A 15571-nucleotide genomic window follows, 5' to 3' on the forward strand; every position below is an offset into this window, starting at 1 on the left:
GCAATGTTTTAATTCTCTTCGATTCAAGATCGAAGACCCTATCACATTTACGAAACTTTGTTCAGTTTTCAAAGGACTACTTTGCCTTGCGACAACTTTTATATTATATCAAGTTGTGCAAGTCGTTGTCAACAACAAGTTTGAAAAACTTATTTGGCGAACGTTATGTTTCGTTCGCGACAACTTTTGTATCTTACCAAGCGCGGCGCCCTCTGTCAAACACTTTTTTTATGTTTTAGAAGGCGGCGCCGGTGTTATCAAAAAGACAACTTTGATATCATACCAAGGGAGGTGGCGTGCGTCAACCACTTTTCATCAAGAAATCAAAGAAGGTGTTTATGTTGGATGATCCTCACACATGGGACGACTTTGCGCCGACCTACGCCGCAGTGCAGCGGGAGTCGCGCCTCCCCATCGAACAGGACGTCACCGCCGCGCTGGCCGCCCGATGGCCGCTGACTGGCTGGACCGTGGCCGATGTCGCCGGTGGCACCGGCCGCTACGCTCGCCCCCTGGCGGCCCACGCCCAGCAGGTCACGCTGATCGATTGGTCGGCCGGGATGCTGAAAGAGGCGCAGCACGCCCTGTCTGATCTGCCCAACGTCCACTACCGCCAGGCCGACTGGCGCACACTGCCCGCCGCGCCACTGGCGGACTTGGTGTTCGTCAGCCAGCTGCCCACCCTGACGGCCGCGCAGCTGCCGCGGCTCACCGGACTGGCCCGGCATGCGGTGGCGCTCAATGTTCAAAGCGCGGCCTGCAACAGCTTGCTGGTCGCCATGGCCGCGGCGCTCGGGCTGCCCGTGCCGGTGACGCCCCAGGCCGACCCACAACATGTCGCTACGCTGCAAGCGGCCCTGCCGGTTGCTGCCGAGACGCGCACCTTCAGCTATCAGCTGACCGACCAATACGCGGTCAGCGACTTACTGGCCGCCTTTGCGCGCCCCTTTTCGCTTCGGGAAGCCCGGGCGCTTGCGCAAGCGGTCAGCAACCAGCCTGACGCGAATCTGTTGTTGCCGGTGACGCTGACCTACACGTTTCAGTTGTGGACCTGGGCCACCGATAAGTGACCGCAAAAAGCTCGCGATGCCGCCAACCACTTGGGCGCACCGCGAGCTTTTTGACTGCTTACTTGTTCTGCAGGTTCTCGATGTTGATGCGGGTATCGACCCAGCTGTCATCGTAGAAGCCTGTTTCATGTGAAACCAGCACCACCGCCCCAGGAAAGGCCTTGAGCCCCGCCTGAAGCGCGTGCTTGGTATCATCGTCCAGGTGGTTGGTCGGCTCGTCCATCACCAAGATGTTGCTGGGCTGCAGCATCAGGTCGGCGAGCTTCACTTTGCTTTGCTCGCCCCCGGACAGCAGCTGAAGCGGCTTATCCATCTCCTCACGGGTCAGGGCGGTGCGCGCCAGCACCTGACGCAGCGGGCGCTGACTCAGCGCCGGGTACTTGCCCATCAAAAACTGCAACGGCGTCTGCTTAGGGATCGCCCAGTCCAGCTCCTGCTCAAAGTACCCGAAGTGAACGTTGTCGGCGATCGACACGCCCCCTCCCAGCGCCTTCAGCTGGCCGAGGATGGTTTTGAGCAGCGTCGACTTGCCGATCCCGTTGAACCCCTCCAAGGCGATCACCTCATCGCGGGCGATGGAAAAATTGATCGGGGCCAGCAACGGCTGATCGTACCCGACCACCAGGTTGTTGACGTCCACCAGGATCTGGCGCTGCCCCTCCTGGTACGGAAAGGTCAGGTGGGCCTTGGCGCGGTTGCCTGGCGGGGTGAGGCGCTCAACGTGGGCCAGCTGCTTCTCGCGGCTGCGCGCCGCGGTGGCGCGGGAACCCGCTTTGAACTTACGGATAAAGGCCTCGGTTTTTTGGATCTGCGCCTGCTGCTTGGCGTAAGCCTTCAGGTAGGTCTCGTGGTCGGCCTCCTTTTGGCGCATCGCCTGGTGCAGGGCGCCCGTGTACTTCGTGATCTGGCCGAACTCGATGTCCAGGATCGCGTTGGTGACGTTCTCCAGAAAATCAAAATCATGCGAGATGACAATGAAGGCGCCCTCGAAGTTCTGCAGCCACTCGGTCAGCCAGGCGATGTGGCTGACGTCTAGGTAGTTGGTCGGCTCGTCCAGTAGCAGCATGGCCGGTTTCTCCAATAGAAGCTTCGCGAGGATGATCTTGGAGCGCTGCCCACCGGACAGCGCGTCCACCGGGTGATCCAGGCCGATGGCATCAAGCCCCAGCCCGGTGACCACGGTCGCGATGCGCGTATCCACTTCATAGAAGTCGTTGGCCTCCAGCTCCTGTTGCAGCGTGCCGGCCTTGGCCAGCAGCTCGTCGTCCATCGTGGTCGCGTAGTCGGCGTAGATCTGATTCATCTTGGCTTCCTTGGCGTACAGGGCTGCGAAGGCCGTGTGCAAAAACGCCCCGACCGTCTGGCCCGGTTGCAGGTTGACGTACTGATCCAGGTAGCCGATGTGCAGGTGCCGCTGCCAGATGATCTTGCCGGCGTCTGGCTCAAGCGCCCCGGTCAAAATTTTGATCAGCGTGCTTTTGCCGACCCCGTTCTGCCCGACAACCCCGAGGTGATCGGCTTGGTTCACTTGAAAACTGGCGTCTTGGTAAAGCTGCTTATCTAAGAAGCGTTGCGATAACCCGGTCACGGTCAAAACACTCATCTTGCGGCCCTCTTTCATTGAAATTTTCAGAAAAACATTCGATCCACCCTACCATACCCCCTGTCACTTTGCAATCGTCCGCGCCTGCAGATGGTCGGCGCCGCCCTTGCCAGCCTTGGCTCAAGCACATTCTTTGCCTTTTTCATTCGTGACTTAAATAATGGCAGTAATCACTGATGAAGGAAGTGGCAAAATGGCTCTCACAGATTCACGCTTGACCCATGGCATCATCGGCGCGGCGATCGGCGATGCGCTCGGCCTCCCGGTGCAGGGGCAAACCGCTGCCGAGCTGGCGCTCGACCCGGTCACCAATATGCGCAGCTATGGCACCTACGCACTGCCCGCCGGCGTTTACTCCGACGAAACGGGGCTCAGTCAGGCCAGCCTGGCGGCGCTTGCCACCGGTTTTGACCCCGAGATCCTGATGGCGGCCTACCGCGACTGGGCCAAGGCCACCGCCTACGCGCCGGTTAACGGGCCCAAAACCGACATCTGGCCCAGTGTGGCCGCGGCGGTCGCTGGTCGCACACCCAGTGCGCCGGACGCCGATCCCGGCGGCTTGATCCGCACCCTACCGCTGGGCTATTACCTGTTTCACCACTACGGCCCGGACCTGTACGCGGACCCCGCGGCCTTGCCGGTCCTCACCGCCTTCGTCGCGCTGACCAACCCAGGCCCAGCCAATCAGCTGGCCAGTGCCATCTACGCGCAAAGCGTTATGCGCCTATTGGCCGGGGACCCGCTGCAGGACGCGTTGAAGCAAAGCCTCGCCAGCGTTTTGGCGCACAACGAGGCGGTGCCCGCCGCGCTCGACTTTCGCATGCTGACCCTGCTGGATGCGCCCACTGCGGCCACCATGGCGGAAGCCGCGCCGACGCCACGCAACGTGCTGGGCGTGGTGCTGTACGCGCTGCAAAGTACCACGGACTACGCGTCGGCCACACTGGCTGCGGTCAATGCGGGGCACTTCACGGATACGTTCGGAGCGCTGACGGGCGGCCTTGCCGGGCTCGGCTATGGCTACCTGAGCATCCCCCACCACTGGTGCCTGCTGCTCACCAAGTACGGCGAAATCGTTGCACGGGTTCGCACCGCAGAGCGCTCCGGCAATTTCCCGCGCTATGATTGACCCGTTAAATTAATCGGCCAATGTGTTATGCTTAAAAAAACTGGTTGTGAGGTGTGGCTTGTGGATAAGGAAAAAGGCGGCTTTGGCCGTTGGTTAATTGAATTCGTCGTCCTGGTTGTCGTGGTGGTGCTGGGCACCCAACTGCTGATCAAGTACGTCATCAGTAAGGACATCGTGCAAGGCACCTCGATGCAGCCGACGCTGCAGGACGGCGACCGGCTGTACTCCCTGCGGCACAAGACCGTGAAGCGCAATGACATCGTGGTGATCGACGCACCGGACGCACCGGGTGAGCTGTACATCAAGCGCGTCATCGCGATGCCCGGTGACACCGTCAGCGTCAAAAACGAGACGCTGTACGTCAACGGCAAAGTCCAAAAGCAACCTTACCTCAACCAAAAATTCATGAAACAGGAGATCGCCGCCTGGGCCAAGGCGCAAGGCGTGATCGCCAGCAGCGTGAAGTTCACGCAGGACTTCAACATCCAGACGCTGGCCGCGACCAAGCGCGCCACCGTGCCGGCCAACAGCTACTTCGTGATGGGCGATAACCGCCTAGTGTCCCACGACGGCCGGGCGTTTGGCTTTATTAAGAAGAACAAAGTGCAATCCGTCGTTGTTTGGCGTTACTGGCCGCTAAACAAGATGACCATTTACTAAAACCATTCAGACGCGCCTCGGAGCGCGTTTTGTTTTGCGCCAAAACCCGGGTCCACCGCAGAAATCCAGCAAACCGCTTTCATTTTTAAGTCAATTCTGCTAAGCTACACCTATCTTAATGACACTAGGGGTGCCGCCATTAGCGGCTGAGATGTGCCTGTTCGGTGCGATCCCTTCGAACCTGTAAGTTAGCACTTACGTAGGAAAGTGTCGCACACGCCTTGGCGCCGCGACTCTTTGTGGCGCCTTTTTTGATGCCGCGCCCCGGGTTCGGGTCACAGCCGCTGTTGTCTCACCACCCTGAGGAGGTTTCCCATGAATTCCGAGTTACTCGCACAATTGCAGGCGCAGCACCCACTCGTGGTCAACTACGCCAACTTCGTCACCCCCGGCTTCGTTGCCAACGGCCTCAACGCCTTGGGGGCCAGCCCCATCATGACCTTGGCTCAAGAGGAGGCGCTGGCCTTGATGATCCCGGCCAACGCCTTGGTCCTCAACCTCGGCACGATCAACACCGCCGATATGCCACTGGTGCTGGCCTTGGCAGAAGCCGCCGCCAGCTTGGCCAAACCCATCGTCTTGGATCCGGTGGCGGTTGGGGCCACCGCGTTTCGCGCCCAGGCGGCTGAGCGCCTGCTGCGCGACTACCCGATCACGGTGATCCGCGGCAATGCCGGTGAGATCGCCTTTTTGGCCGGTATCGAGGCAACCGCCAAAGGCATCGACGCCGGCGCGACCGCCGAGGCACCAGCCACGCTCGCGCAACGCTGCGCCGCACGCTACGACTGCACCGTGGTGGTCAGCGGTCCCATCGATGTCATCGCCACCGGCCACAACTTGGCCACCGTCTACAACCAGACGCCCCTTTTGCCGGCCGTCGTGGGCTCCGGCGACCTGCTCTCCAGTCTCATTGGGGCCTACCTCGGGCTGACGACTGACCCCTTCGAGGCCGCGTTGGTCGGTGCCGCCACGCTGGGGGTTGCGGGTGAAATCGCCGCCAGCCACCTGCAAGCGACGCAGGCCGGCACCTTTGCCGCCAACCTGATGGACGCGCTGGCCGGCATGACCACTGAAACGCTCAACCAGCGGGCCCGCTACGAAGCCGCCCGACACGCCTAACCCCTTGGGCGCAACGCCCACACCAAGAAAGTGTGATCTCGATGAAACAATTTCCGCAAGCATTAACCATTGCCGGTTCCGACTCCGGCGGCGGTGCCGGCATGCAGGCCGACCTCAAAACGATCCAGTCCCGCCACGTCTTCGCGACCACGGTGCTCGTCGCCGTCACCGCGCAAAACACGCTCGGCGTCCAAGATGCGCTCGCTCTGCCCCCCGCGCTGATCGATGCGCAGTTCGCCGCCCTGGCTGACGACCTCGCCATTCGCGCGTGCAAAACCGGCATGCTCGCTGACGTGCCCACCGTGCAGGCCGTGGTCGCCAACCTCAAGCGCTACGATTTTGGCCCCTTAGTCGTTGACCCCGTGATGATCGCCAAGGGTGGGGCCCCGCTTTTGACCGAAGACGCCATTGCCGTGGTGCGAACGGCACTGTTCCCACTGGCAACGCTGGTGACCCCGAACCTACCGGAAGCCGAAAAGCTGGCCGAGATGCCGATCACCAACCGCGCCGCGATGCAGCGCGCGGCCACGGTATTGATGACGCTGGGCCCCAAAAATGTGATGATCAAAGGTGGCCACCTCGATGACGATGATTCCGCCAGCGACTATGTGCGCCTAGCAGACGGAAGCGCGTTTTGGCTCCCGGCCAAGCGCATCGCCACGCGCCGCACCCACGGCACCGGGGACACCTTGTCCGCGTGCATCACGGCCGAGCTGGCCAAGGGGCGGCCGCTGGCCAGTGCGATCCGCACCGGCAAAGCGTACGTCGAGGCCGCGATCCGCGAGGGCATCATCGTCGGCCACGGGCATGGCCCGCTGAATCACTGGGCTTACCCGGAGGCCGCGAATGAAGACTAGCACGCGCGATAATGCCTTACTCTGGTTCGGCGCCGCCATCAGCCTCGCCGAGATCCTGTCGGGCACGTTGTTGGCCCCGCTGGGCATCGCCCGCGGCCTGCTGGCGATCCTGCTCGGTCACCTCATCGGTGGCGGTCTGATGTACGGGTGTGGCCGCATCGGAGCTCAGCGCCAGCTACCCGCGATGGCCACCACCGCGACCGCGTTTGGCCGGCGTGGCGCCCAGTGGTTCGCCGCGCTCAACACCGTGCAGCTACTGGGCTGGACGGCTGTGATGATCGTCACCGGTGCGCAGGCCGCCCAAGTGTTCTGGCCGCTGTCTCTGAGCTTTTGGGCCGTGGCGATCGGGGCGATCATCGCCTTGTGGCTGCTCATCGGGCTACAGGACCTCGGCAAATGGAACACCGTCGCCGTGGCCGCCTTGCTGATCGCGGTCGTGTTCCTCAGTGCCCGCTTTCTCATCCACGGTGGCGCCGTAACGCCTAGCGGTTCATTAAGTTTCGGGGCGGCGCTGGAGCTAACGATCGCCATGCCGCTGTCGTGGCTGCCCCTGATCGCCGATTACACCAGCCAGGCGGCCCACCCCCAGCGCGCCAACACCGTTAGCGTCTGGGTCTACAACGCGACCAGTAGCTGGATGTTTGCCATCGGCCTGGCCGGGGCCGTGCTGACCGGCCAGACGTCGATCGCCGGGCTGATGCAGGGCTTTGGCCTGGGGCTGGTGGCGCTGGTGGTGATCATCCTCTCGACCATCACCACCACGTTTTTGGACGTCTACTCCGCCGGGGTCAGCGCTGCCTTGCTGACCCACCTGCCGGCCAAATGGCTGGCGCTGGCCGTCACCCTCGGGGGCACCGCCATTGCGATCTTCGTGCCGCAATCGGCCTATGCCGACTTTCTGTACTGGATCTCGGCCGTTTTCGTCCCCTTGGCCGTGATCCAGATCGTCTGCGCTGCGCTGCATCAGCGGACAACGGCCGCCTAGGACTGGCCCAACCTGCTGCTGTGGGCAGTGGGCGTGGCCTTGTACCGCTTCTTTCTCGCCCACATCACTCGCCTGGGCAGCACCCTGCCGACCATTGCACTCATTGCAGCATTGACCTTGATTTTGAACTGGAGGCGTCGCCATGTTAGCTGATGATTTGACCCTTTACGCCGTCACCGACCGTCACTGGCTCAACGGCCGCACCCTGGCCGACTGCGTTCAGCAGGCGCTGGCCGGGGGCGCCACGATGATCCAGCTGCGGGAAAAGCACCGCGACGATGCGGCGTTCATTCAAACCGCACGAACCCTGCAGCCGCTGTGCGCCCAAGCGCATGTGCCGCTGATCATCAATGATAACCTCGCCGTGGCACAGGCCGTGGCCGCTGATGGCCTGCACATCGGGCAAAATGATCAGGCCGCCGTAGCGGTTCGAGCGGCTCTGCAACCGCATCAGTTGCTCGGCGTCTCGGCCCAAACCGTGGCGGAGGCGGTGGCCGCCGAAGCCGCCGGGGCGGACTACCTTGGCGTGGGCGCCGTGTTCGCCACCGCCACCAAACCCGATGCAGTGGACGTGTCGCTCACGACCCTCGCGGCGATCACCGCCGCCGTTTCGATCCCGGTCGTCGCGATCGGTGGGATCAACGAAACCAACCTGAGCCAGCTCGCCGGCCGCGGCATCGCCGGCGTGGCTCTGGTCTCAGCCATTTTTGCCGCCACCGATATCCAGGCCCAAACCGCAGCGCTGCGGCAACAGGTCGCCGCGGTACTGGCCTAGCCGAACCACGCCCAAAAAGCCCGTGAGATGTTTCCCGGGTTTGGCCACAAGCCAAATCTAGGGACATCTCACGGGCTTTTTGCGGCCCATTCATCTGGGTCAGGCGCGCTGGTTGCGGTCGTAATCCGCGCGCACGTTGGCGTAGAAACCGGCGGTGACCAGCTGCAGGTACGGGTTGATCAGCAGGTCAAACAGGTGCAGCGTGAGGTTCTTGAGGATGAACCAGCCCAGCAGGGAGAGTTGCAGGACGAACAGCTCGAACTTGTTGCCGCTCATGATGCGCCAGGAATCACCCAGTGCGGTGAAGATGCCGTACGGTTTGCCGGTTTCACGGCCATCGTAGTAGGCGTAGTACGCCATGCTTAACCCGAACGTCAGCAGGATCCCCGGCACGATCAGGGCCACGATCCCCATGCCGATCAGCAGGCTGGACACGAGCCAAAGCCACAACAGACCGAAGAAGTAGCGGCCATTGAAGGTGCGGAACACCGCCTTGAAGGGGCTGAAGCTGGTCACTTTGCCCCGGGCGACGTCCAGCGCCGTGAAGGCCACCCCTTGGGTGAACCAGAGGCCAACCAGACCCTGCATCATCTGGCGGTTCGCGCCATTGTTTTTCCCCGTGTAATAATCGACAAAGTTTTCGGGGTTGGCCGCGATGTTTTGCACCCCAAACTTGGTGATCGTTTCAAATGCCAGCCAGACGCCAAAAACGGCAAAGGCCAGGCCGATCAGCCATGGGATCAGGTTGGCCATGATGAGGTCGCGGTACACCGTGCCCTCGTGCAGCTGTTGCTTCGCGCGGCGCTTGATGTCGCGCCGCGTCAGTAAATGGTCCTCCATGAATTGCGTTCCTCCTCTATATAACTAGCGGTTGACCTTGATCGGCATTTCCGTCGAAACAGGGCGCTTGGCCCGGATCAACTGTTGAATGCGCCACAGCGCGGACAGCTGCTGGGGCAGCGCGCCCAGCACCCCGAGGGACTGCGTGGCGGAGTCGGCCCGCACCACGTGATGGTACCCGGGCCGGCCGCGGAAGAAAAAGCGGCTGGTCATCAGCGCATACTCGGTGGTGAACAGCTCGTCTTCCATAATGGTGACCGTTTCGTCAAACCGCAAGTGCCCCGCCTCAATGACGCTGCGTCGGTAGATTTTGTTCCATAGATAGCCGCGGATCTGCCCCACCGGTGCCAGCATGCCGCGCAGCAACTGCCGCCGGGACAACTCACGGTCCACCAGCAGGCGTTGCGGCAGCGGCTTGGGCTGCGGGGCATCAATGTAGAACGGGCAGGTCACCAGATCGTACGGTCCGGCCTCAAGCGCCGCAACAAACGCCGCAATGGTGTGCGGGGCCAGCCAGTCATCGCCGTCCATGAAGGCCACGTAAACCCCGGTCGCCACCGCCAGGCCCGCATTGCGGGCCGCGGACACGCCGCGGTTTTGCCCCAGGTACACCGGCACCACCCGCTTGTCCGTGGCCGCCAGCTGCGCAATGATGGCCGCCGAGTCATCGGTCGACCGGTCGTCCACCAGAATCAGCTCCAGTGCCGTGTAATCCTGGGCAATCAGGCTTGCCAGGCTGCGCTTGAGGTACGGCGCAAGGTTGTAGATCGGTACGATGACCGAAACCAGAGGGGTCAAATGCCCACCACCATTTCTTTAATCTGCCCAATCAAACTGGGCCTCGCCTCCACTGTACCAGACTCACCTGTCGGCCGTGTTGCCACGCCCTAAACTTAACGCACGGTTAAGCATTCGCGGCCAACAGGCTGGTGTGCGGAGCAAACCAGCCCCGCTCGCTGGCGGTCAGCGGCCGCTCCGTGATCAGCGTGTCGATCGCATCCAGCGCAAAGCCGCGATACGGCGCCTGGATCTGGAACTTCTGCGTCTCCGACACGACCACGACCTGCCGCGCGGCCTCGGCCAGTGTCGCCTTGACCTCGGCATCATCCGCGTATGGGAAGTACACCCCGTCTTGGGCGATCGCGGTGGCCCCGATGAATGCCGCGTCAAAGGCAATGCGGCTCAGCTCAGCGAGGCTTTGTGGCGCAAAGAAGTAGCGGCCGTGGTGGTTAAGCTTACCACCCAACACCCGCAACGTCACGTCACTTTTGACCGACAGCGCGATGGCGTTATCCAGCGAGTGTGTATAGATGGTAACTTCCCCATCGATGCTTTGCGACAGCTTCAACAGCGTCGTCGAATCATCCACGAAGTACACACCACCCGGCTTGATCAGCGCCAAGGCGCGGGAGGCCATCGCGGTTTTCTCCGCCGAAAAAAGCTTCAGGCGCTCGGAATAGCTCGGCACCGTGTGCCCGAACGTCAGCGAAACGATGCCGCCGCGCGTCCGCCGACCGGCGCCGCTGTCCGCCAAGGCGACAATGTCACGGCGCGCGGTGTCACGGGACACGCCCACCGCGTGCATGATGTCTTCGATGCTCAGTTCCTTGCGCTCGGCCAGCAAGCGTTTGATCTCCTCGAACCGTTTTTCCCGGTACATTGTCACCAAAACCACCCCAAATTCGTCAGTCATGTTACGCCCATTATACCTGAAAACGGTCTTGACGGGGCTCTCGACCGGCAGACTGTACAAATTTGCAATGGGCACAGTTCCCACTTTTGTCATCAAATTGACCCATAAGGGGGACGAATCGGCTAATTTAGTCCCGCAATTTAGTTTTGACGCCCCACTTTGACGAAAAAGCGTCGTGATTCCGGTTACAAAAAAATTTCTCCCAAGCTTTATTACGCTGGTGTAACAATGTGTCAGAAAAACCCGTTTTTGTAAAGTCACTGGTATTTGCGTGACATATCAGCTCGATATACTTCAGTCAGTTAATCAGGAGAAACTTATCAAACGCCTATAGGAGTGACTTTTATCAAAATCACAAAACCGAATCTGATCGCCTTGACCTTTATCACGGTTCTCGGCATGCTGTTCGCCGTTTACGCCAGCACGCAACCCGTTGAAGCGATCGAACAACCCACTGCCGCACAACACCAAATCAACCTCGAAAACCAGACCCCGGCTGCCAAGGCAACCGCTAAGACCCTGGTGGCCAGCCAGAAGTTCCAGGCCGGCCCACACGTCGCCGTCATGAACAACGCCGGCAACCCGTTCAATGAGACGGAGAACCGACTCGCCGCGGAAGCCGCCGCTAAGGCAGCCGCTGAGCAGGCCGCCCAAGAAGCCGCCGCCAAAGCCGCCGCGGAAGCGCAGGCAGCCGCCGAGCGCGCCGCGCAACAGGCCGCAGCGCAAAAGGCTGCGCAGGCCAAAGCGGTTCAACTCGCGGCCGTCACCACGGCCGGGCGCACGCTCAGCCAGACCTTCAAGGTTACCTTCTACGATCCCGCCGTACTGGGCTCCAGCATGGGTTACGGCGGCATCGCGGCGAACCTCGGCGTCCTGCCTCGCGGGACCCGCGTCCGCATCCAGATGTCCAACGGTCAGACGTTAGTTCGCACCGTGAACGATACCGGTGGCTTCGCAGCCGGCAACCCTTACCAGATCGATGTCGCCATGCCGAACAACCAGATCCCGTCTGCCGGCGTCCTGAGCGCCACGATCACCATTCTCTAAGCGAATCGAACCCCAGCCGCGGCTGGGGTTTTTTAATGCGCTGCCCCCGCTTGAAACTTTCTGTGAAAAAGCGCAAATAAATTGCTTGACACACACCGAATTTTAATTTAAAGTCATGACAACACTTAAAGAGACGAAGCGTAGCAGAGTAACAGCGTCACGTCATGTCAGTGAGCCGCGGTCAGTGAGAAGCGGTGATGGCAGCGCTGTGAAGGTAGGCTACAAGTTGTCGCGGTGACTGCGGAAGCCGCGAACGGGATTGCGCCCGTTATAGCAATGGCGTCTCACTGGGATCCGGACCCGGTGGCACGCTTAGAGGTCGGTTTGGTGACGAATCGACGAATTAAGGTGGTAACGCGCAATCGGCGCCCTTAGCAAAAATAATTTGCTAGGGGCGCTTTTTTTGTCTCTTGCACCCACATTCTGGAGGTTAAACACATGACACAGTCAAAATTATCCAAAAAACAGATCATCATGCTCGGCTCAATGCTGTTCGGCCTGTTCTTCGGCGCCGGCAACCTGATCTTCCCCATTCACCTGGGGCAACTCGCCGGCGGCAACTGGCTCCCTGCCACCCTCGGCTTCATCATCACCGCCATCATCCTACCGCTGCTGGCGATTCTGGCCATCTCGATGACCGAAAGCGACAGCATGTACAACCTGGCGCGCCCGGTCGGCCACGCCTTCGCCCTATTCTTCCTGATCGCCACCCACGCCACGCTGGGGCTGCTCATCGCCTCCCCCCGCACGGCCGCGACCTCGTTTGAAATCGGCATCCTGCCCTTCATCCCCAAGGGCAGCGAGCAGATCAGCCTGCTGATCTACTCCGCGCTGTTCTTCCTCATCACCTACTTCATGTCCCGCAACCCCAACAAGATGCCCAGCTACGTCGGTAAGCTGCTCAACCCGCTGCTGTTGATCCTGCTGGCCGTGGTGTTCATCGCCGCCTTCCTGATTCGCGGTGACGGTGGGACGCTGCTTTCAACCACCCACGCCACCGCCGCCACCAGCAACCTGACCAATGGCTTCCTGCAGGGCTACAACACGATGGACGCGCTCGCCGGCCTCGGCTTTGGGGTCACCATCGTTGCCGCGCTCAAGGCCTTTGGCATCGCGAACGCCAAGGAACGCTCCAAGGACGTGGCCAAGGTTGGCGCCATCTCGATGGGACTTGAAGCCATCATTTACGCGCTACTCATCATGCTGGGCGTGATCTCCCTGAACTTCACCAAGCTGTCAGCCAACGGTGGCACCGCCTTTTCCACCATCATGACGCACTACACCGGCACGATCGGTACCGGGATCCTCGCGGCCATGGCGATCATCGCCTGCCTGACCACTTCGATCGGGCTGGTCACCTCATTTTCCCAGGACCTCGGGCACCGGTTCCCCAAGATCGGCTTCCACCGCTTCCTGATCGGGACCTCCATTGGCTCCTTTTTGATCGCTAACTTCGGGCTCGATAACATTGTGGCCCTGTCCACGCCGATCCTGATGCTGCTGTACCCACTGGCGATCGCCCTGATCATCCTTGGCATGCTGCACCCGTTCATTGGTAAAAATCGCCTGATCTACCAATGCACCATCGGCCTGACCCTGATCCCGGCCATCCTTGACGCGATCCACGCACTGCCAAGCTTCATCGGCAACCTCGGCCTGTTCAAGGCCATCAACGGCTTTGGCAGTCACTACATTCCGCTGTTTGACCTCAGCATGGAGTTCCTACCGTTCATGCTGGTCGGCCTGATCGGCGGCATCCTGCTCGCCAAGCTGCTGGGCCAGCCGATGCATGACACCCAGCTGGAACCGCTGGAAGCCGGCCACTAGGCCACCGGGCCGCACCGTTCCCTTCCATATGAAGGAGACGGTGCGGTTTTTGTGTGGCGCACTGTGTTAGAATATGAAGCAACGATGAGAATATGGAGATGATCAGTTTGGAACAATTACCCACCCGCGATGCCGTCCCTGAAGCCCTGACATGGGACCTGACGAAGATTTTTGCCACCGATGCCGATTGGGAGGCGGCCTACACCGCCGTCACCGCGCAGGCTGAGCAGACCAGCCAGCTGGCCGGCACGCTCGGTCAAAGCGCCACGGCGCTGGTTGCCGGCCTGGACGCCGTGTTTGCCACCAGCCGCGCGCTTGAGAATGTCTACGTCTATGCGTCCATGAAAAGCGACCAGGACACCGCCAACGCCCAGTACCAAGGCTACAAGGCCAAGGCGCAGGCGCTGATCGCCAAGGTCTCGGCACAGATCGCCTTCTTGGAACCCGAGATCCTGGCCATTCCGGCAGCCACGCTGACCGACTGGCAGCAGGCCACCCCGGCACTGGCACCTTACGCCCACACGTTGGACAAGCTGACCAAGACTCGCGCCCACGTGCTGTCGGCGCAAGAAGAGGCCCTGCTGTCGGCTGCCGGCGATGCCTTGGGTGCCTCCCGAGCAACCTTCAACGTGCTGAACAATGCGGAGCTGCCGTTCGGCGTCGTCACCGATGACAAAGGCAACCAACGCCAGCTTTCCAACGGGGTCTACGGGCAGCTGATCCGCTCGACCCAGCGGCCGGTGCGCAAGGAAGCCTTCCAGACGCTGTTCAAGGCCTACACCGACTTCAAGGGCACCTTTGCGGCGACCCTGGCCGGCGAAACCAAGCGCCACAACTTCAGCGCAACGGCGCACCACTACCCATCCGCCCGCGCGGCCGCCATGGCGCACAACGACATCCCAGAGGCCGTGTTCGACACGCTGCTGGCCCAAGTCAACGCGCACCTGCCGCTGTTGCACCGCTACGTGGCCCTGCGCAAGCGGCTGCTCGGGCTCGATGACCTGCACATGTACGACCTTTACACCCCACTGACCGGTGAAGCCCCGCTGTCATACACCTTCGAGGAAGCCAAGGCTGTGGCGCTTGAAGCGCTGGCCCCGCTAGGTGACGACTACCTGGCGCATGTGCACGAGATTTTTGACAACCGCTACATTGATGTCGTGGAAAACCAAGGCAAGCGCTCCGGTGCATACTCCGGCGGCGCCTACGACACGCCACCGTACGAGCTGCTGAACTGGCAGGACGGCCTGGATGCGCTGTTCACCCTCGTTCACGAAACCGGCCATTCCGTACACTCTTGGTACACCCGCCACAACCAGCCGTTCGTCAGCGGTGACTACCCGATTTTTGTCGCCGAGATCGCCTCAACGTCTAATGAAAACCTGCTGACGGACTACTTCCTGAAGACGCAACCCGATCCAAAAGTGCGTGCCTACGTGCTCAACCACTACCTCGACGGCTTCAAGGGCACCGTGTTCCGCCAGACCCAATTCGCCGAGTTCGAGCACTGGATCCACGAACAGGATGCCGCCGGTGCGCCGCTGACCGCGGACGCCATGGCCACCTTCTACGGCGACCTGAACGCGCGCTACTATGGGCCAGACGTCGCCCGTGACCCTGAGATCGCGCTGGAATGGGCACGCATCCCGCATTTCTACATGAACTACTACGTCTACCAGTACGCCACCGGGTTCGCCGCCGCGTCCACCCTGGCCAGCCGTATCAGCGCCCAGACGCCAGGCGCAGTCGACAAGTACATCGGCTACCTGAAGTCCGGCAGCTCCAAGTACCCGATCGACACGATGAAAACCGCCGGCGTTGACATGACCCAACCGGATTACCTGGAAGCGGCCTTCGCCGTGTTCGAGGCGCGCCTCGACGAGTTCGAACAGTTGATTCAGGCGAGTGAGCAGGCGTAGACTGGCGGCAAGCTGACGAAATATCGGCGGACATGTATACTGGGGTC

At 61.2% G+C, this 15571-nt stretch carries 15 protein-coding genes and 1 riboswitch; of the genes, 11 read left to right on the forward strand and 4 right to left on the reverse strand.

Features of this window, described 5'->3' with window-relative positions; all coding sequences use genetic code 11:
- Both EKM88_RS13515 and EKM88_RS11800 read left to right on the forward strand, forming a co-directional pair.
- Positions 1-349: hypothetical protein (locus EKM88_RS13515; protein ID WP_225418478.1), on the forward strand; the 349-nt coding region annotated here is incomplete at its 5' end.
- Entirely contained in the window at positions 339-1070 is a 732-nt protein-coding gene (locus EKM88_RS11800) for a class I SAM-dependent methyltransferase (protein WP_125706405.1), read from the forward strand. The genes EKM88_RS13515 and EKM88_RS11800, both read left to right, overlap by 11 nt.
- 58 nt (positions 1071-1128) lie before the next feature.
- Here EKM88_RS11800 and EKM88_RS11805 read toward each other — a convergent pair whose 3' ends face one another.
- Positions 1129-2673: an ABC-F family ATP-binding cassette domain-containing protein gene (locus tag EKM88_RS11805; RefSeq protein ID WP_125706407.1), complete on the reverse strand. Its 1545-nt coding sequence runs from the start codon at positions 2671-2673 to the stop codon at positions 1129-1131.
- A gap of 193 nt (positions 2674-2866) precedes the next feature.
- Here EKM88_RS11805 and EKM88_RS11810 point away from each other — a divergent pair, with 193 nt between their 5' ends.
- The 6 genes from EKM88_RS11810 (at position 2867) to thiE (ending at position 8198) form a co-directional block, all read left to right on the forward strand.
- The gene (locus tag EKM88_RS11810) at positions 2867-3802 is read left to right on the forward strand and encodes an ADP-ribosylglycohydrolase family protein (protein ID WP_164512095.1); all 936 of its coding nucleotides are present in this window, start codon (positions 2867-2869) and stop codon (positions 3800-3802) included.
- 27 nt (positions 3803-3829) lie between these two features.
- The gene (gene lepB, locus EKM88_RS11815) at positions 3830-4462 is read left to right on the forward strand and encodes a signal peptidase I (RefSeq protein WP_125706411.1); all 633 of its coding nucleotides are present in this window, start codon (positions 3830-3832) and stop codon (positions 4460-4462) included.
- A 116-nt stretch (positions 4463-4578) separates the two neighbouring features.
- A riboswitch (TPP riboswitch) is annotated at positions 4579-4685 on the forward strand.
- Between the two features lie 92 nt (positions 4686-4777).
- A complete protein-coding gene (thiM, locus tag EKM88_RS11820; protein ID WP_125706413.1) occupies positions 4778-5581 on the forward strand; it encodes a hydroxyethylthiazole kinase in 804 nt (267 codons plus the stop codon).
- Positions 5582-5622: 41 nt separating this feature from the next.
- Positions 5623-6438, forward strand: a complete 816-nt coding sequence (thiD, locus tag EKM88_RS11825; RefSeq protein WP_125706415.1) for a bifunctional hydroxymethylpyrimidine kinase/phosphomethylpyrimidine kinase — start codon at positions 5623-5625, stop codon at positions 6436-6438.
- The gene (locus EKM88_RS11830; protein WP_125706417.1) at positions 6428-7423 is read left to right on the forward strand and encodes a cytosine permease; all 996 of its coding nucleotides are present in this window, start codon (positions 6428-6430) and stop codon (positions 7421-7423) included. Before thiD ends, EKM88_RS11830 begins: the two co-directional genes overlap by 11 nt.
- A 142-nt stretch (positions 7424-7565) precedes the next feature.
- The gene (thiE, locus tag EKM88_RS11835; protein ID WP_125706419.1) at positions 7566-8198 is read left to right on the forward strand and encodes a thiamine phosphate synthase; all 633 of its coding nucleotides are present in this window, start codon (positions 7566-7568) and stop codon (positions 8196-8198) included.
- 99 nt (positions 8199-8297) lie between these two features.
- On the opposite strand, the gene EKM88_RS11840 is transcribed toward thiE, so the two are convergent.
- The 3 genes from EKM88_RS11840 to EKM88_RS11850 form a co-directional block, all read right to left on the reverse strand.
- A complete protein-coding gene (locus tag EKM88_RS11840) occupies positions 8298-9038 on the reverse strand; it encodes a DUF975 family protein (protein ID WP_125706421.1) in 741 nt (246 codons plus the stop codon).
- Positions 9039-9062: 24 nt separating this feature from the next.
- Entirely contained in the window at positions 9063-9836 is a 774-nt protein-coding gene (locus EKM88_RS11845) for a glycosyltransferase family 2 protein (protein WP_125706423.1), read from the reverse strand.
- Positions 9837-9942: 106 nt separating this feature from the next.
- Positions 9943-10704: a DeoR/GlpR family DNA-binding transcription regulator gene (locus EKM88_RS11850; protein WP_125706504.1), complete on the reverse strand. Its 762-nt coding sequence runs from the start codon at positions 10702-10704 to the stop codon at positions 9943-9945.
- A 363-nt stretch (positions 10705-11067) separates the two neighbouring features.
- Between EKM88_RS11850 and EKM88_RS13690 the strand changes: the two genes are divergently transcribed.
- The 3 genes from EKM88_RS13690 to pepF all read left to right on the forward strand — a co-directional run bounded on the left by EKM88_RS13690 (position 11068) and on the right by pepF (position 15524).
- Positions 11068-11778: a hydrolase gene (locus EKM88_RS13690; RefSeq protein WP_125706425.1), complete on the forward strand. Its 711-nt coding sequence runs from the start codon at positions 11068-11070 to the stop codon at positions 11776-11778.
- A 438-nt stretch (positions 11779-12216) separates the two neighbouring features.
- A complete protein-coding gene (gene brnQ / locus EKM88_RS11860; RefSeq protein WP_125706427.1) occupies positions 12217-13605 on the forward strand; it encodes a branched-chain amino acid transport system II carrier protein in 1389 nt (462 codons plus the stop codon).
- 107 nt (positions 13606-13712) lie between these two features.
- Entirely contained in the window at positions 13713-15524 is a 1812-nt protein-coding gene (gene pepF / locus EKM88_RS11865; protein WP_191988720.1) for an oligoendopeptidase F, read from the forward strand.
- Positions 15525-15571 lie beyond the last annotated feature (47 nt).

This window comes from Lacticaseibacillus daqingensis, from assembly GCF_003946115.1.
GTDB classification, from domain to species: domain Bacteria; phylum Bacillota; class Bacilli; order Lactobacillales; family Lactobacillaceae; genus Lacticaseibacillus; species Lacticaseibacillus daqingensis.